General features: G+C 38.2%; 17 protein-coding genes. 6 read left to right on the top strand and 11 right to left on the bottom strand.

The genetic code is table 11. The features are described from left to right. Window positions 1-21: 21 nt before the first annotated feature. From IQ31_RS23555 to IQ31_RS23595, 9 genes are all read right to left on the bottom strand, one after another. Complete coding sequence (locus tag IQ31_RS23555) at window positions 22-915, bottom strand: PepSY-associated TM helix domain-containing protein (protein WP_145330482.1); 894 nt, start codon at window positions 913-915, stop codon at window positions 22-24. Then, complete coding sequence (locus IQ31_RS28125) at window positions 906-1,376, bottom strand: PepSY domain-containing protein (RefSeq protein ID WP_145330484.1); 471 nt, start codon at window positions 1,374-1,376, stop codon at window positions 906-908. Before IQ31_RS28125 ends, IQ31_RS23555 begins: the two co-directional genes overlap by 10 nt. A gap of 7 nt (window positions 1,377-1,383) precedes the next feature. Beyond that, window positions 1,384-2,082 (bottom strand): DUF4198 domain-containing protein, encoded by a 699-nt coding sequence (locus IQ31_RS23565; RefSeq protein ID WP_145330486.1) that lies wholly within the window; start codon window positions 2,080-2,082, stop codon window positions 1,384-1,386. Window positions 2,083-2,203: 121 nt separating this feature from the next. Beyond that, a complete protein-coding gene (locus IQ31_RS23570; protein WP_145330488.1) occupies window positions 2,204-3,427 on the bottom strand; it encodes a DUF4374 domain-containing protein in 1,224 nt (407 codons plus the stop codon). A gap of 23 nt (window positions 3,428-3,450) precedes the next feature. Next, the gene (locus IQ31_RS23575; RefSeq protein ID WP_145330490.1) at window positions 3,451-5,874 is read right to left on the bottom strand and encodes a TonB-dependent receptor; all 2,424 of its coding nucleotides are present in this window, start codon (window positions 5,872-5,874) and stop codon (window positions 3,451-3,453) included. A 132-nt stretch (window positions 5,875-6,006) separates the two neighbouring features. Next, window positions 6,007-7,209, bottom strand: coding sequence for a hypothetical protein (locus IQ31_RS23580; RefSeq protein ID WP_145330492.1), 1,203 nt, complete (start codon window positions 7,207-7,209; stop codon window positions 6,007-6,009). A 9-nt stretch (window positions 7,210-7,218) separates the two neighbouring features. After that, complete coding sequence (locus tag IQ31_RS23585; protein WP_145330494.1) at window positions 7,219-7,818, bottom strand: hypothetical protein; 600 nt, start codon at window positions 7,816-7,818, stop codon at window positions 7,219-7,221. 21 nt (window positions 7,819-7,839) lie between these two features. Beyond that, window positions 7,840-8,403: an RNA polymerase sigma-70 factor gene (locus IQ31_RS23590; protein ID WP_237241782.1), complete on the bottom strand. Its 564-nt coding sequence runs from the start codon at window positions 8,401-8,403 to the stop codon at window positions 7,840-7,842. A gap of 139 nt (window positions 8,404-8,542) precedes the next feature. After that, window positions 8,543-9,622: a fatty acid desaturase gene (locus tag IQ31_RS23595; protein WP_237241780.1), complete on the bottom strand. Its 1,080-nt coding sequence runs from the start codon at window positions 9,620-9,622 to the stop codon at window positions 8,543-8,545. A gap of 334 nt (window positions 9,623-9,956) precedes the next feature. Between IQ31_RS23595 and IQ31_RS23600 the strand changes: the two genes are divergently transcribed. The 5 genes from IQ31_RS23600 to IQ31_RS23620 all read left to right on the top strand — a co-directional run bounded on the left by IQ31_RS23600 (window position 9,957) and on the right by IQ31_RS23620 (window position 15,051). Beyond that, window positions 9,957-10,385, top strand: a complete 429-nt coding sequence (locus IQ31_RS23600) for a PepSY-like domain-containing protein (RefSeq protein ID WP_145330496.1) — start codon at window positions 9,957-9,959, stop codon at window positions 10,383-10,385. Between the two features lie 3 nt (window positions 10,386-10,388). After that, entirely contained in the window at window positions 10,389-12,800 is a 2,412-nt protein-coding gene (locus IQ31_RS23605) for a TonB-dependent receptor (protein WP_145330498.1), read from the top strand. Window positions 12,801-13,016: 216 nt separating this feature from the next. Further along, complete coding sequence (locus tag IQ31_RS23610; protein WP_145330500.1) at window positions 13,017-13,712, top strand: VIT1/CCC1 transporter family protein; 696 nt, start codon at window positions 13,017-13,019, stop codon at window positions 13,710-13,712. Window positions 13,713-13,748: 36 nt separating this feature from the next. Next, the gene (locus tag IQ31_RS23615) at window positions 13,749-14,405 is read left to right on the top strand and encodes a CPBP family intramembrane glutamic endopeptidase (RefSeq protein ID WP_075993753.1); all 657 of its coding nucleotides are present in this window, start codon (window positions 13,749-13,751) and stop codon (window positions 14,403-14,405) included. Between the two features lie 214 nt (window positions 14,406-14,619). Beyond that, a complete protein-coding gene (locus tag IQ31_RS23620) occupies window positions 14,620-15,051 on the top strand; it encodes a hypothetical protein (protein WP_145330502.1) in 432 nt (143 codons plus the stop codon). Here the strand turns inward: IQ31_RS23620 and IQ31_RS23625 are convergent. Next, complete coding sequence (locus IQ31_RS23625) at window positions 15,040-15,552, bottom strand: NAD-dependent epimerase/dehydratase family protein (RefSeq protein ID WP_145330504.1); 513 nt, start codon at window positions 15,550-15,552, stop codon at window positions 15,040-15,042. The two genes, IQ31_RS23620 and IQ31_RS23625, sit on opposite strands and share 12 nt — an antisense overlap. Window positions 15,553-15,887: 335 nt before the next feature. Here IQ31_RS23625 and IQ31_RS23630 point away from each other — a divergent pair, with 335 nt between their 5' ends. Further along, entirely contained in the window at window positions 15,888-16,937 is a 1,050-nt protein-coding gene (locus IQ31_RS23630; protein ID WP_145330506.1) for an enolase C-terminal domain-like protein, read from the top strand. On the opposite strand, the gene IQ31_RS23635 is transcribed toward IQ31_RS23630, so the two are convergent. After that, window positions 16,907-17,232: integrase core domain-containing protein (locus IQ31_RS23635; protein WP_145330508.1), on the bottom strand; the 326-nt coding region annotated here is incomplete at its 5' end. The genes IQ31_RS23630 and IQ31_RS23635 overlap by 31 nt on opposite strands.

Below are 17,232 nucleotides of genomic sequence, written 5' to 3' on the forward strand. Positions count from 1 at the left end.
AAATAGTAGTGGTTCGAAAACCTAAAGGTTTGTGGATTTTGGAAGGAAACGAATCGGTGGTTTTCGTATTGTTGTTTGTATGTTCGTATTTGATACGTCCATTTCTTCCCCGCTATGCAATTCCCTGCCCAATTTATTGATGCCTTTTTTCTTTCCCCATTTGCGATTGTACCATATAATAAAGCCTGTAATAGGAAGCGTACCTGCTATAAAGGTGAGTACAAAAGCCAGCATTTTTGTGGGGAATCCCCAAATTGACCCCACATGAATATCGTAATTGAGTCTTCTGAATTTTTCACCTGCACTTAATTCGGCAAAATCCTTGTTGAATAAAGAAATGTTATTGGGTAGAAATGCCCCGGTATACTGATCGAATGAATAATAGCGATTGTTATACTGTCGATCCATGTCATTGCGAATATAGACCGAAATCGTAGCGTCCTTTTTTTCCTTGTCTGGATAGGTGATTGTCAAGTAGTGTGGATCTTTATATTGGGTTAAAATCGTCTCAATCTCGCGATCGAAAGCTGTCGAAAAAAGGGCTATTTGACCAATTTTTGTAGAATCCGATTGGACAGAAGTTCTTTCGGCTAGTGGCATTCCCCAGTTTGTTGACCAATACAAGGCTCTGTTAAACCACTCGATACCATAATACATTCCAGTTATGGCCAATAATAGAATCAAAATAAAAGAATAAAAGCCAACCACATTATGCAGATCCAAATTAATTCTTTTCCAACCAGCTTTCCATTTGATCCGAAAGCTTTTTTCCCGAGTTGATTTTGTCCATTTTTTTGGATACCACCAGACCAATCCTGTGATTAAAGTAATACTAAAGACCAAGGTTGCATAGTTTACAATGGGGCGACCAATTTCTCTGGGAAGCCACAGAAAACGGTGTCCACTCAGGTCCATGCAAAAAAGCTGTTCAATTTTTCTCTTAACTGCGCTTCCTTGGAATTGTCTTCTGTTTGCAAACCTAGATATTGGCCTGTATATGGGTGTAATAGATGCACCTGTGCGTTTGCTTTTGAATTAGCTTCTCTGCCTTTGCCCTCTTGCTCCTTTTTTTTGAGGGTAAAGGAAATGGGGTGATCCCGGGTATAGGTAATGCCTCTTACTACAGCACTAGGATAGAGTGAGTCTGCTATTCCGACGATCCTTGAGGGCGAAATCAAGGACTGGCTGGAAGCAAGGATATATTGCCTTTCTTTTTTCGGAATAACAAGATCGATAATCTCATGGTTAAAAACCCAAAGGCAGGCCATCAGGCAGATCACAAATACAATACTACCTGAAATTAATCCCAGCCAAAGGTGCAACCAATTATTGATCTGCCTGAACAGCGAATTATTTTTCTTCTTTCTTACGGCCATGTCCACATTAGTTTACGGCAAAGCTCATAGAGCTTGCGCGGCTATACTCTTCAAAGTCTTGTCCTGTAGCTTTTTCCCTTTTCGATACTTCCGCAAAGTATTTACCAGTCCATTCTGGCGTGAATTTGATTATACCCTGGTCATTTGTCTGCAGCCATTTAATCCATCCGCTGGGTGCAATGATCTGAACAGCTGTATTTGCTGCAGGTTTACCTTTTTCGAATAAAGTCAACGACAGCTCTTTTTTATTTTTGGAAACTATATTGTTCGTAAAGACAAACAAATCGTTGTCGATATGGGTTGCTGTATTTCCAATAGTGGAATTTCCGACTTGGATTGTCGCTATCGCATTGATCTGATACTGTGTTTTGGCTCCTTCTTTCCGATCTGTATCTTTTTTTAGGGTAATGTGGTATACGCCCTCTTGGTCAGGGGTGAATGAGGCCAATAAGTGATCTTCTTGAGCCGTTGTTATCAAGGCGGCTGTGCTTCCATCAGGTTTGATCAATGTCAACGTAATCTGCGTACCATCTTTATACCACCACCATTTTGAGATAAGTTCATGTTCATCGGGTTCACCATAAACGACCTTTACCGTATGGAGCTTTCCTTTGGTTCCTTTCAGCGAAGTTTCAATAAAGACAGCATGTGCCGAAGCTGACAGCACAATAAAAAATGTGAAGAGGTTAATGAGTATTGTTTTCATTTGATTTAAACTAGGAGTTATATTTTTAGAAATACCTAGATTCGATTTTGCACGTTTCATCATCGAGTACTCGAGTTTTGAAGGTGTCATCGACTAGGTATTTCCTAAACTTAGTGGCGTTTTATTTAAGCTTGTTCAAGTGATAAACCTGTGTAATTCCTGGATCGATCTCGGCACCGCGTTTTACCGAATTTTTTGTTGGATCGTATTCATAAACATACCATTTAGACTCATCTGTCTTGAATACATCGTACAATTTGCCATTTTCCATAAAGTTCATCGTTGTTTTAGATTCTCCACCACCAACTAAAATCCGAAGATCTGCAACAATCTTCTTATTTGCCGGATCGACCACAAATGGACTGATGTAAACCTTGCCATCGCCTAGTTTTTGAACTTGTGAAATGTTGTTGCTGAAAACGTTATAGTCTTTCAAGTCGAAGAAATAATCTGGATCGAACGTAGTCTGGCCTGCCTTGATACGCAGTAAACCATAGGTAGCAGCATCCGTCTTTTTGGTTACGATATATAGATCATTGTTATCATCTGTAAAAGTAAGTGTCTGTACTTCCCAGTGTCCCGCAGCAAAGCCTCCTCTGCCATCTTTTATAATTTTCCCATTCGCTAAACTCGGATAATCACACACATACATGTAGGCCGTGTCTATGATATCTTTACGAGTTTCATTGCTTCTGTATTTGTGTCCGACAAATAATTTGTCGCCTCTTTGTGTGAAGCTCGTCGGTACGATATATGGATTATGATCTTTTCCTTCCGGAGTTTTGGGATTAAAAGTGATCATTGGAATTTCTATACCAATTGTTTTATTGATTGTCATATTGTTGATGTTCATAAAATAAATCGGTTGTTCCAGTACATTTTTCACTTTATTGGTCGTACCAGCTGTTTTAGTCATGACCATTTCATCTTTTGTGCTAATATCTTTTAGTACTTTTCCCAGATAGAAATTTCCAGGGAAAGCGTAATTGTTCGTTTCTTTCCAAGATTTACTATTGACTACTTCAAATTGACTAAATCTTGTTCCATCATTTGACAGGTAATATTTACCTTCATAGGCATAAGCGTAAATGGCATAGAATGCTGCTGGTAGGTGAGAGGTAATATCGATTCCTTGATTGTTGTTCGGAGTGAGCAGGGTATCTTTCATTAAATTATTTGCGGTAAGCAGGTAAGATGAACCCGCTGCGGTCGTCACCCATACACTATATAAGCTATTTGAAGTCGGTGTAGTTTCATCAGGTGAAGTGGTGTCAGGTGATTTCTTGCAGGAAGAAAATAACACAGTCGCAGCAAATATTGCGATGGCGAATTTATTGATTTTCATAAAAATATATATTTATTTGTTTTTTACATAATGGATAATCTCAGCTTGACGTAGAATGCACGTCCAGGTCGTTGCAGTCGAAAATTGTCGTATGCTCTTTCATCTGTTAAATTTCTAGCCTCAAAGGATACATTGTATTTGTTCCGGTCCCAAGCGTAACTAAGTACCGCAGAATGGATATTTTGGGAAGGGATGAGATCTTTGGATTCAAGTGATCCCAAGTATGATTCTGTCAGATAAAACCAGTGCGTGTATTGATATAAGTAGGAGAGTTGCACTCTGCTTCCTTGCTGAAACCAGTTATTCTGGATCAGGCTTATATCAGCGTTTCCATAGATCCAAGGGCGATTAATGAGTTGTTTGCCATAAGTGAGGCTAATTTGTTTATTGTCTGAATCGTCTGTGTATTTTTTGTTGTAAGTAGCTTTATCGTAAGAACCATTCAGGGTAACTGCTAAAAGATCTTTAAAGCCATATTTGACTTCGGCCTCAAAGCCGTAGAGCTTTACTCCAGGTTCGTTATAGCTTTGAAAATAGGCATTTCCATTCTGCATGACCGCACGGCTGGTTATATAGTTATCTGCCAAGCGATAGAAACCTGTTAAATCGACATTCAGAAAGTGATTTTGATTAATATACGTATTGTAGTAAAACCCAGTGTTGATATTGTCACTCCGTTCGGGCTTTAAATCCCAGTTGGATGTTGTATTGATACCGTCACCATAAAGAGCCGTCATAGAAGGTAAGTTGTATGCTCTTTCATAAGATAGTTTCCAACCGCAATCCTTGGTTATCCTATACCGTGAGGCTAAACTCATGCTGTAGTAATTCCCTTGCTTTTTTTGACTGATTATCCCACCGCTGATCAAATTGTTGTTTGCATCAAAGGTGCGTTCGTCAATATCTTTTGAGGCATTCATGCGGTAATATTTTACGGCTAAAACATTTGATAGGCGCTTGTCAAACCATTGGTTTTGCCATGACAAACCCAAAATATGTCGGCCCAAGTAGGATGGCAAACCAGACCGGTCATAATTGCCAATCAGTTCATATTGTTTCTGATCGTTGCTATTGAAATTGTAATTGAAATTTAAACTCTGATTACGCGCTTCATCAAAGTCATAGTTTAGATTTACGCGCGCGAGATAATTTGACAAATTATACTTTGTATCTTTTTGGGGATTCGGGGTTGTGGCATTGTAATTCGAGATCCAGTTTCCAGACCAATCGTAATTGTACATAGCTGTATCCCGCACGTAGCGGGTATCGTAGCTATAGCTTGTAAAAATATCTGCGTATAGGCGATTGACCAGAAAATTGCTTTTTTTGTAGCTCAGGGTTGGCATCAGATATTTGCTTTCAGACCATGCTCCGCCAAACACTTTGCTAAGTGAGGCCCCAAGCTGGTTTTCTTTGTGATTTTGTGAATAGGTCAGACCTGCATAGAACTGATCAGCCCAGGATACGTCGCGAAAACCGACCTCCAATTGTCCCATGGCTGAAGTGTAAGCATCGTTAAAACGCTTGGCTTTGGGGATCGTGACATACTTGTTGTCGACAGTGTTCTCGATAAGAACGTTGTACTTTTCGTTAGTATACATGTTATAATCATTGTCGGAATGATTGTAAAATGCATTCATCCGGAAGGAAAGTTTGTTTTTGGGATTGGTAAATGTGCCGACTACGGCTGCCTGATGTGTATTGAATGAGCCGTAGGAATAACTCAGATCCAGATAAGGTCTTGCTCGGCGCTTTGTAATAATATTGACAGCACCCCCGAGCGCATCGGAACCCAAAAAAGCAGGAACAACACCTTTGTAAACTTCGACCCGATCAATCAGATTGACAGGAATATTATTTAAGGACATCGATGACCCAAAGTTTTCCATGGGAACACCGTCAATATAGATTTTTGCATCGAGCCCGTTGATACGGAATACAAAGTTGGAGCCTAATCCACCATCTTCACGAATAGTAACTCCTGTGGCGCGCTTTAAAACCTGTGTTAAATTGGCAGCTTCGTTGGCATGTTTATTCATGTCAATGACACTGACATTAAAGCCCGATCGCTTTATTTCCGCTACTTTCTGCTCATTTTCAGTTTTCCTATGTGCTGTTACGGTTACCTCGTCGATATAATTGCGATCCTCGATAAGTTGAAAGTCCTGAATATTTTTCCCGTTTAGAGGTCGCTCTTCGTAGTTATATCCCACCGCAGTGACACGTATGATGGCCTTGTTCGGGATATTCGTATGTAGCTTATAATATCCATCTACATCGGATGAGGTACCATTGACCTGATCTTTTAGAAGTATTGTTGCACCTGGGATTGGTCTTCCAAAATTATCTTTGACAAAACCTGAAATAACGTTCTTTTGGGAGGTCTGGGCCTGTGTAAATACGGTAAAAATTAATAAGAGTAAAAAAGTAGATGTTGACTTCAACATTTTTATTTAGATTAAGTATATACAAGAGAGTTGCCTATACCGATCACTTACCGAATGTTGATTTCAGCTATTTTTTTTGAAAAATATGCAAATAGTTGATTATGAGCTTTGTTTTTTTTGAAGAACTATAGATTATTTTTTCAAATAATCCATGCGTACAATAAAGTTTGTACTATTGGGGAGTTGGATCCCCTTGGAGATTTCTTTTGTCTGCAAATTATACTTCCATACACGATGCTCATCATTTGCATCATCTATCGCTATATAAACATCCTTTTTGTCACTCCAGACATTCTCTTTTTGGGTACCTTTATCCAATGGGAGCGGAATTCTTTCGATGGAACCAGATTTTAAATCCACCAGTCTATATTCGAACTGATAAACTGCGTGATAATTGGAAAAATCGGTGTATAAATTCTTCTGTTCATTGCGAACAATCGCCTTTCCGTTGCCCACATACCAGATCCCGTATGCATGATTACCAATTGCCTTGGAAATATTGATCATAAAGTGCTGATCGACGAGCTGCTGCCCTTTCTTCTTTCTAAAAATTGCTGTTGGAAGCCTTAAATTATTGCCCAGCGCTATGCCAGGATTGGTCATGAAATAATAGTCCCCTAATTCGTCTTTAAAACTATAGGATTGTATGATGTTGAAGCCACCGGGATAGGTCGAACGAGTTTCTTTCTGAATTTGTTGCAATGTAAAGCTAGGATAGTTTATTGTGGCGTAATAGGTCGTATCAGATGTGGTATGTCCATATTTCCCGCGTGATTTGAAGAAGGAATAAGCCAGCCAAAGGTTATTGTTTTCAATATCAACAAGCCCGAGGTGTAGTGCGTTATATTCTTTTGTTGCAAAGGGAAGTGTGATGGTATCTTCCTTAATAATTTTCATCTCTGCAACATTAATCTGATAGAGTCGAGCCTGGGCTTTTTTTGCAATAAGATCCTCTCGACATAGCGCAATTAAATTGTTGTCATCCTTCCAGGTGATGGTTTCAAAGTCGCGATTTTTTAATTGTATACTGTCAATAAGGACCAAGGACGACCCCTGTAATCGGTGTTTTGTAAATACACTGGTTTGGCTTGACAACCGATAAAAGAAGCCATTTTTATAGATATATTCCCGTTCCTGAATTCGTGAGCTGGACAAAGGAATTTGTAAAGTCGGTTGTCGGGTATCCTCCAAACTTTCGGAGAAAAACAAACTGGTTGGGCTTTCATCTTTGTTGAACAGACAAAAAACAAAATCAGGCTCTATGTTTTTGTTGGAAATTTGTTTACAAGAAAAAATAAAAGTTGCAAGGAAAGACAACAATACTAATCGCTTCATGTTTGCCTATTAAATGCTTTGAAATTGTTCTCTAATTTTAATCTGCATATTGGACGGGAGGAATGCCAAATCACTTTTTTGAAAAGCAACGATTTTACCAAAATCCGGAGAATCAGAAACAAAGTATTCTCGCCCGGCCTTAAATACAAGAACATTATGGTTGCTATCCACAAGCTCAAAGTCCCGTTTAGGTGTGATCATAAAGTCTCCGCTGAAGGTTAGTTTTTTATTGACCAGATCAATATTGGCCGTGCTATTTTTACTTAACTGTAAATCATAATGATCTTCGGTAAAGAGCTTGCTATTCTCAATTGATGTATTGGTAAAGGTATGATTATCCAGAGCAGGGGGAGATAGATAGAAAACAGAAAAACCGATTACAAGAACTGCGGCGGCGGCAGTAATTTTGGCCCAATGGAATTTTCTATATCGATATACATCGGCATTAATTTTATTCCACATGTCAGATCCAACTAGTTCATCGACATGGTTATTTTCCGCAATACTATCCCATGAATTATTATCCAACCATTTTTCAACCGCATGCTTTTCAGCTTCAGAGCATTCACCTGAAGCATATTTTTTAAGTATTTCTTGGTTGATTTCCATCTTTTGATAATCCACGTATATTCAAAAGTACAAAAAAGTAATTAATAGGAATCTCGCAATATTGATATTGCAATACTTTTTAAGTCTTATTTTGATAACTGACAATGCTTTACTGATATGATATTCGACTGCTCGCTCTGAAATAAGTAGATTTGTTGCAATCTCTTTGTTAGTTAACCCTTCGTCGCGACTCAGTTTATAGACATTTTTGCATTGTTTGGGTAAAGAATCAACAGCTTGATCCAAGTGATTTTTGAGTTCTTTGTAATAAATATAATTGTCTTCGTAAGATGCTGCTTTGCTATTTAAGATCAGCTCATGATGTCTCTCTTTATTTCCTTTATTCCGAAGAAATTCTAGTGATTTTAATTTAACCGAACGCAATAGATAACGCTCCGCATCCTGAAGTTCTAGCTGATATCTTCTTTCCCACAGAGATTTGAAGACATCTTGAACAATTTCTTTTGCATCATCTTCATTGTCTACACTTTTAAGCGCAAATGAAAACATTCTCTTCCAATACAGTTGAAAGAACTCTTCAAATTGTTGTTTGTTGATCTCTATTTTACGTACGGAGGTTTTCAAAGCACCCAAATATACACTCTATTTAGACTTGTTCCAAATAAAATGCGGTAATCTACTATCGCGCTACGTTGACTTAGTTGCTCTCGTGCTATCCAGCTGAAGCCGGTAACAGGTTAAAACTATAATTAAGAGCGATTGATTATTCCTTAGATTTTAGGTAGGGGATACGATATTGTTCGTCAAATCTTTTCTTGTCATCCCGATAACTACTGACTGCGCCGAGTTTATGCATCATTTTGATATAACACCAAGCGAGGTCAATCTGATAAGGTTTAAAACCACTCCGCGCACTCTTAGGATATAAATGATGGTTGTTGTGCCATTCACCGGCTACAATGCCGGGCCATAACTGATTTATTGATTTGTCTTTCTCATTGAAATCAATACCTTCACGTTGCTTGTCTTCACCTTTTGCATGGCCTTCATAGTTGAATGTCCGTACACCGATTGCCCAGAAACCGGCCGCGCCAAAGAGTGTACAGGCAAGCGCGTGGCCACCGATCAAATAGAAAATGGCATACCAAAAAGCCCAGTTTAGTATCCAGGATCCGATAGCATGAGAAGGATTTACGTACGACCCCCATTTTCGATATTGTGCATAACTATTGGCGGTTACACCTGTATGTCGCATCAGTAATTTGACACGGTTATATGAATTTTCCGTAAGGTCCTTAGCAATAGGCTGATGATTTACATCGGCTAAAAAACAGTATAGAAAACCAGCCTGGGCATTATAAGGGTCACCAGGGGTGTCAGATTTTGCGTGATGAACATGATGTGAAATCACATATATTTCTTCTGGAATTACATTAATAGTCAGATTCTGTGTGAAAAAACGCCAGAATCCGTTCCGGAATTTAAATGCGCCGTGTGTTGCAAATCGATGGTGCCATATCGTACCATGGGTTCCCATTACAATCATACTGTAGATAAATGCTGCCAAGACAGTCCACCAACTGAAGTGGTACACCAAAAAGATGAAAAAAAAGGGGATGAGGCAAGCTACTTTTAGCCAGCTAAAAAAGGGTAACCAATTTCTTTTATCTTTAAAAATATTGAGGCGTTTGAAGAATTCGCTGAAAATTTCTTTTTTGCTTGGCTTTACGAGGTTTCCATCGTTGTCTTTCCATCCGTAGGTAGGAACTTGCAGAACATGGTCTAAAAAGGGCATTTGTGGTTGATGTAAATTATAATATTTGCTAAAGCTACCATTTAACATCGTTAAAAAGTGTTAATACGAAAAGTTTAACATATCCTTAAGATGTATCAGGCTATTTGGAAAAATAAAATACTGTAGGGAAAGCGAATCCCATACGCGGTAAGTTTAATCTTATATAGTTTTCGATATTCATTCATACAATCGACGTTTTTTCCTCGGAGCTTAGTCGCTATTTATTCGCTCTGAACCGAAGAAGCACCGAAGAAGTTCCGAACAAGCACCGAACAAGCACCGAGTAATCTCCGAACATAATAGCTATCATCCTGGTTGGTATTGAGTTCTAAATTTCTTCTAAATTGTTTTTGAATTTTATGAAATCATTAATAAAAAGAACATGAAAAGATTAATTTTTATTTTGGCTCTGATGGTAAGCGTATCATTGGTCAAAGCTCAAGAAGTCTCAGAAAAGAAAGTTCCATCAGTAATTAAGCTGGCGTTTCAACAGAAATACCCTAATGTAAAGTCTGTAAAATGGGAAAAAGAAAAGGGAAATTATGAAGCTGGATTTAAGGTTGGAAAAATTAATTATTCCGTCCTTATAAATGCCGCAGGACATATTATTGAAACCGAGGTTGGAATTCCCGTCGGAGAGCTTCCTGCAGACGCTAAAGCTTATATAATCAAAAACTATTCCCATAAAAATATCAAAGAAGCAGCCAAAATTACTGATGCTAGAAATAATGTTAGCTCTGAGGCCGAAGTCGATGGTAGGGACTTAATTTTTGATGATAAGGGTAAATTTCTAAAGGAGGTTAGGGATTAGATTATGGTTCAATTACGATTATTTTTTATTTTTATTTTAGTCATAGTTTCTTCGGTTGTTTCGGCACAGGTATCGTCTGTTACCGTTTCAGGTATTATAAAAAATAAGGCGGATAAATTGGCTATTCAATACGTTAACGTTGTGGTCAAATCTGATAAAGACAGCGCTTTTATCGCCGGAACGATGACAAACGATGAAGGCCGGTTTACCATTTCCAAAATTAAGCCAGGAAATTACCAATTAAACATTTCATTTACAGGGTTTGAGGATAAGAAGCAATCCCTATTTGTTGGTAGTCTTTCGGAGTTTTTGGATATCCCAACGATCGAGTTGGAGGAGCGTTCCATCGCATTGGAAGGGGTTACCGTGACTGCTCAGGCAGGTCATGTAAGTAATAAACTGGATAAGAAAATCTATTCCGTTGCCGATAATATAAGTCAGACCGGCGGTTCTGTTTTGCAGACGATGCAAAATTTGCCCGGAATCGCGGTTCAGGATGGCAAAGTTCAACTGAGAGGCAACGACAAAGTCACTGTGCTTATCGATGGAAAACAAACCGCCTTGACGGGTTTTGGTAGCCAATCTGGGTTGGATAATATTCCGTCATCAGCGATAGATAAAATAGAGATCATCAATAATCCTTCTTCGAAGTATGATGCCAATGGGAATGCAGGTATTATTAATATCATTATGAAGAAAAGTAATCAAAATGGATTTAATGGTAAAGTAGGTTTCAGTTCCGGATTGGGCTCATTATGGATACGGAAGGAAAATCTACCAACCATAAGACCACAATATACTTTAACACCTAAAATCAATCCCAGTGTATCATTAAATTACAGAAAAGATAAGGTCAATATTTTCATACAGGCCGATAATCTCTATACACAGACACTGAACAAGAATGAATTTGTAACTCGTAAATATGAAGATGGTACAATTATTAACTCACAGCTGAAACGAAATCGGAATACGAATTTTCTAACGACCAAAGCAGGGATAGATTGGCATATTGATGAACAGAATAATCTGACTATTTCGGGGATGTATGGAAGTGAGAAGATTATTGACCGGGGCGATCAACCTTTTTTCGATGCTGATATTTCAACACGCTTGCGTCTTTGGCAATTTTTGGAAGATGAATTGAAGACAACAGCCATGGCGACAACTTCTTATCAGCACAAATTTAAAGATGCCGGGCATTTGCTCAATGTTGGTTTTAATTATACATTTCATCGCGAAGACGAAAAGTACTTCTATGACAATTATCTACCTTCTTCGAAGGGAACAGACTCTTTTAAGCTGCTATCCGACGAACAGGTTTATGATGTTAATGTAGATTATATCAAACCGCTGAAATATGGACGTATTGAAACCGGAATAAAGGTGAGAAACCGGAATATTCCAACTAATATGGAGTTTAAACCGGGCGCCAACTCTGTTCTTGATATGAATGCTGGCGGCTGGGCAAATTACAAAGAATTTATACCAGCAGTGTATGGGAATTATGTTTTCGAAAATGAAAAATGGGAGGCTGAATTAGGCTTGCGTCTAGAATATGTGAAAATTCAATATGATGTAAATCCAAATCATAACACCTATAAAAGCGATGGGTACAATTATACGCAACCCTTTCCCAATGTGAGATTGGCCTACAAACTTAACGACAATAACAAGCTTTCGGCTTTTTATAATCGGCGGGTGGACCGACCTAATGAAGTTGACATTCGTATTTTTCCCAAGTATGATGATGCTGAAATTATCAAGGTTGGAAATCCAGGCTTGCGTCCTCAGTTCACCAATTCTGTCGAACTGGGATATAAGAATACCTGGAGCAATGGTTACTTTTACGCCGCAATGTATCACCGTTTCGCTGATGGAACTATTACACGGATATCGAGTACTGTTCCGGACAGTAAATTAATTTATGCTGTGTTCCAAAATGCAGGAAAGAGCTTCAATACGGGGATTGAAACAATCTTGAATCAAAAAGTATCTTCAATTTACTCCTTTAGTATTAATGGTAATCTCTATCGAAACCAAATCAATGCCTTTACAGTAGAAAACCTTTATCCCGAACCCAATACTTTTTCAGCAGATCGGCAGACTGCACTTTCAGGTAACTTGAAGTTTAACAATATGTTTCGTTTTGCAAGAGGATGGGATGGGCAGATTACAGCAATCTATTTGGCACCGGATATTATACCGCAGGGAAAAATCCAATCGAGGTTTTCAATAGATGCCGGACTAAAAAAATCCGTTCAAAAAGGAAAAGGCGAGCTTTTCTTTAATGCTACGGATTTATTAAATACGATGGTTATTAAGCGAAAAATAGATGGTATTGGTTTTAATTATACAAGCCATGATTATTACGAAACGCAGGTGCTGAGACTAGGATATAATTATAAATTTTAAAGAAGCAAGATTCTTTACACCTTCTCTTTAAGCTCCTGAGTAGAATAAAGTTTGCGAAATGTTGAAAGGTAATGGTTAAAAGGCATAACCACAATTGAAAAAAATCAGGATGGCACTGTAGGTAATTTGATAGGTTGTTGACTTACAGTGAGATCAGAGTAGCTTTAAATAAATATAATTGCTAAATTTAAGTATCTTTCACAAATACATACTGATATGCATCATCCATTAGAAAAACACTATGTCAACCGGGTTGGGTGGCTTCGCGCTGCTGTGTTAGGTGCCAATGATGGCTTATTATCGACGACGAGTATTGTGATTGGAGTTGCAGCGGCGAGCCCTGAACGCAATACCATTGTCTTGGCAGCATTAGCGGGCATGATTGCGGGAGCAATGTCTATGGCAGCAGGAGAATATGTTTCCGTAAGCTCGCAGGAAGATACCGAAAAGGCCGATCTCCTACGTGAGAAAAAGGAACTTGAAGAAATGCCTGAAATCGAGCTACAGGAATTAGCCAAAGTTTATGAAAGAAGAGGCGTCAGTAAAGAAACCGCCTTACAGGTTGCACGCGAACTAACTGCACATGATGCATTGGGCGCCCATGCACATGATGAATTGGGTATCAATGAGATTACACAAGCTAAACCTCTACAAGCTGCACTGGCATCTCTGGGCTCATTTGCGTTAGGAGCGCTACTTCCATTTATGGTTTCATTGCTTGCACCAATTAGGCAGATGGTCTATCTGCAGTATGGTTTTACGATTATTTTTTTAGTGGTTCTTGGAGCGATTGCGGCCAAGACTGGAGGCTCGAGTATCGGAATTGCAGTAGGCAGAATATGTTTCTGGGGGACGATAGCGATGGGAGTGACCGCGTTAATAGGACATTTCTTCGGCGTTACGGTTGCTTAAATTTTTGAAGATAATACGCACTTCATAACTCAAGCTATGAAAAGCAAAGCATTTTCAATAATTCAGGATATCGGGTTCATCCTATTTCTTGTCGTATTTCCGCATGCTGTGCCATTACCTTTTTATTCTTATGCAGTGATTTGTTTTTTAGCAATTTTTCTTGTTTTAAGAAGAGAAGGCAGGTCATTGAAGGATTTGGGATTAAATAAGAAAAACCTTTCTTCGCGTGTTATTCTTTTAGGAATTCTCTCTGCATTAGCCTGGGTAATATTTATGCAGATAATATATATTCCAGTTATCAAACATCTATTTAATGTTCCCGATTATATGGAGTATAATTTTATCAGGAGTAGTATGGCAAGATTGATCATGACAATTGTTGCAGCTTGGATTATTGGTGGATTTTATGAGGAAGTTGTATTTCGGGGCTGTATCCAGAATATACTCGAAAAAAGATTGTTTAAAGGAATGGGACGTTGGTTGCCTATCGTGATAACCAGTATTCTTTTCGGTCTCTATCATCTGCAGCAAGATATATTTGCTGTTATAGCTGCTTGTTTGGGAGGATTCTACTGGGGTATTTTATATAAAAAATGGAATAATAATCTTTGGGTTTCAATCATTTCACATGCGCTATTCGATATGATTACCCTTATCCTAATCTATACTGGGAAATTTGGAAAACTTATATAGATTTTGTTGTTTTTTGAGACTTGTTTCATATGCTTTGTAAGCTCAGACAAGAATCTGGCGATAGAAAAACAGCCGACTAAATATGGCAAAAGTATTACCCTTATTTATTGATAGTGGACGAATATTAAGGAGATCAAAGCGATAATTATATTATGTGGGAGATTCATTTGCTTTTAACTATTTTGGTGTATTAAATCAATTTTTTATAATTAGTATGAAAATCAATCTATCACAGCGTACACTTATTTTTTATGGTGTCTTGGCGCCCTTTATTATTTTCGGATCAATCTATAATCTTTTGGGAATTATCTCAGGTACAAGTACGGTTATATCTTTTGGGGCCTTCGCTCTCTTTGGATTTGTTCTTTTACCCGCCTTACTTGTTTCCACCTATCGGCAAAACCGCTGTACGTTATTCAGTGACCGGATAAGCATTGGAAAAAAAGAATATGTTTTCGATAGTTACGCAGTTTCTATTGTTGAAAAGTATCTACCGCTAAAGGAAAGGCCACTTTTTTCATTATTTAGAACACAATATGCTAATTTAATTATTCGGGAAAAATCAAGTGGACAAATCGTGCTCAATAAAGATTTAGATATTTCCTTGCAAGCAATAAATAAAATGAAGGCATTTTTATCGGTGTAGATCAATAACTAAAGTGCCGTCTTGCTGTTTTATTGAAGTTGATTGAGAAGAAATTCGAAAGTATACTGCGGAGTGTAACCAAGTAATATCATAAATATCACGAGGTTGGGCTATAAGTTCCTCTGTAACCCACACCGCTTTTTCCGCATCAACAAGTGCATTGCCGTATATGGAGGTTGTAGAGGTAAAAAGAAAACGCTTTATTCCGTTCTTTACACAGGCATTTAACAGATTTAATGTTCCTGTTATATTGGTATCTATAAAACTTTGTCGGCTATAATTCAAATCCATATGTCTACCATGCAGCGCTGCAGTATGGATAATGGCTTCATAACCACTTGTGAATTCAATAACTGCCTCAGTTCGCTGTACATCTAAACAATGATCAGTGGTATCGCTTTCTAATAAATCAACTCCCGTAACATCGTGTCCAGCAAGACGTAGATTCCGAACTGTTACACTTCCTAATTTTCCCGAAGATCCTGTTACCAATATGCGCATGTATACAAAATAAAGGAAAATTTAAGATATAGGTATTTATATGCAAATTTTTTATGCGGTATTGGTATGAGGTAATAAGGCCGCTCGAAGCAGTAAAGATAGTCATACGGTAATTGTACACGACAGAGACATTGATAAAAAAAATGATACAAATTGTATAACAATTGATACGCCCTGTCAATAAATACAAACGCGTATGCAGTATCTTTCATATGGATATTTATAAACTAATTATAAAGCTTTGGCTACGTGGCTAGTTATGCCTACGCTGGTGTAAAAAAAAAACTAGAAACAAGTCTATCCTGACGGTTTCGGATAATCGAAATAAATCAACTATGAAAAGAAGAACATTTATTCAGGCGCTGAATTTTGGCATTGCCTCAGCCACGTTGTATAAAGGTTACGCAAATGAAATTTTATTTTCCTCTGATGCTGAACCAGGAAACAAGGTATTGTCCTATCACAAGATAAAAGATATCAGATTTTCTACCGTAAAGATGAATTATCCGAGACTTGTGGGGAAAAATGCCCGTCTCGACCTACATGGTTATGGACCTGATGTGGAAATATGTGTTATAAGGACAGATCAGGGAGCAATGGGCTGGACCTCACTCCGTGGCTCAAGACGTGAAGCTGAACAAATTTCGGGAGAATTGATAGGCAAGAAAATGTCAGATCTTTTTTCTCCCAAAGTCGGTACACTGCTGCAGACACATATTCCCTTTGATATGGCTCTTCATGATCTCGCAGGAGTCATTTTAAATAAACCTGTTTATGAAATACTTGGTCGAAAAGATCCGATCATAACAGATTATTATAGTGGTATGATCTATTTCGATGACTTAGAACCAGCGGATAGACCATCAGGAATTGACCGTATTCTTGAGGAATGCCAATATGATTATGGAGTGGGTTACAGGCAATTCAAGTTAAAAATTGGAAGGGGGCATAAATGGATGCCTTTTTCCAAAGGACTTCAACGGGATATTGAGGTTACAAAAGCAGTGGCAGAAGCATTTCCCGACTGCAGAATTTTAGTTGATGGAAATAACGGTTTTACATCAGACCAGTTTATTCAGTATTTAAAAGGTATCCCAATGGTAAATCTCTTTTGGATAGAAGAACCTTTTCATGAAACGGTGGTGGATTATCAAAAGCTTAGTGGCTTTATAAAATCAGAAGGCATAAATACTTTGCTGGCGGATGGCGAAGCAGATCCTGATCAGAACTTGCTGAGAACCTTATTTGAAAAGAAACTGCTGGATGTCCACCTTACGGATATTGAAGGCCTTGGATTTACGAATTGGAGGAATTTAATGCCAAAGTGGAATTGCAACTTAAAAGTGGAGACTTTTTATGCTGCTAATTTCTGTTTTGATCGGTAGAACATTTCCATTTCATTTGGCGTTCTATATCCAATTGCAGAATGTATCCTTTTGGCGTGGTAAAATCCTTCAATGTACCTGAAGACCTCTAGCTTTGCAAGCTCCCTATTAGGAAATTTATGCTGGTATATGCATTCTGTTTTCAGTGTTTTGAAAAAGCTTTCAGCTACAGCGTTATCCCAGCAGTTACCTTTACGGCTCATGCTCTGTTTTATACCGTTTTTATTTAGCATAAGCTTAAACTCATCACATGCATATTGAATCCCCCTGTCGGAATGAAATATCAGTCCCGGTT

It is taken from the genome of Sphingobacterium siyangense, from assembly GCF_007830445.1.
GTDB lineage: Bacteria > Bacteroidota > Bacteroidia > Sphingobacteriales > Sphingobacteriaceae > Sphingobacterium > Sphingobacterium siyangense.

Coding starts and splice junctions, on each gene's coding strand:
- IQ31_RS23620 (WP_145330502.1), top strand. CDS start 14,620: ATGAAAATCAATCTATCACAGCGTACACTTATTTTTTATGGTGTCTTG.
- IQ31_RS23615 (WP_075993753.1), top strand. CDS start 13,749: ATGAAAAGCAAAGCATTTTCAATAATTCAGGATATCGGGTTCATCCTA.
- IQ31_RS23610 (WP_145330500.1), top strand. CDS start 13,017: ATGCATCATCCATTAGAAAAACACTATGTCAACCGGGTTGGGTGGCTT.
- IQ31_RS28125 (WP_145330484.1), bottom strand. CDS start 1,376: ATGGCCGTAAGAAAGAAGAAAAATAATTCGCTGTTCAGGCAGATCAAT.
- IQ31_RS23605 (WP_145330498.1), top strand. CDS start 10,389: ATGGTTCAATTACGATTATTTTTTATTTTTATTTTAGTCATAGTTTCT.
- IQ31_RS23555 (WP_145330482.1), bottom strand. CDS start 915: ATGGACCTGAGTGGACACCGTTTTCTGTGGCTTCCCAGAGAAATTGGT.
- IQ31_RS23625 (WP_145330504.1), bottom strand. CDS start 15,552: ATGCGCATATTGGTAACAGGATCTTCGGGAAAATTAGGAAGTGTAACA.
- IQ31_RS23630 (WP_145330506.1), top strand. CDS start 15,888: ATGAAAAGAAGAACATTTATTCAGGCGCTGAATTTTGGCATTGCCTCA.
- IQ31_RS23580 (WP_145330492.1), bottom strand. CDS start 7,209: ATGAAGCGATTAGTATTGTTGTCTTTCCTTGCAACTTTTATTTTTTCT.
- IQ31_RS23570 (WP_145330488.1), bottom strand. CDS start 3,427: ATGAAAATCAATAAATTCGCCATCGCAATATTTGCTGCGACTGTGTTA.
- IQ31_RS23565 (WP_145330486.1), bottom strand. CDS start 2,082: ATGAAAACAATACTCATTAACCTCTTCACATTTTTTATTGTGCTGTCA.
- IQ31_RS23585 (WP_145330494.1), bottom strand. CDS start 7,818: ATGGAAATCAACCAAGAAATACTTAAAAAATATGCTTCAGGTGAATGC.
- IQ31_RS23595 (WP_237241780.1), bottom strand. CDS start 9,622: ATGTTAAATGGTAGCTTTAGCAAATATTATAATTTACATCAACCACAA.
- IQ31_RS23600 (WP_145330496.1), top strand. CDS start 9,957: ATGAAAAGATTAATTTTTATTTTGGCTCTGATGGTAAGCGTATCATTG.
- IQ31_RS23575 (WP_145330490.1), bottom strand. CDS start 5,874: ATGTTGAAGTCAACATCTACTTTTTTACTCTTATTAATTTTTACCGTA.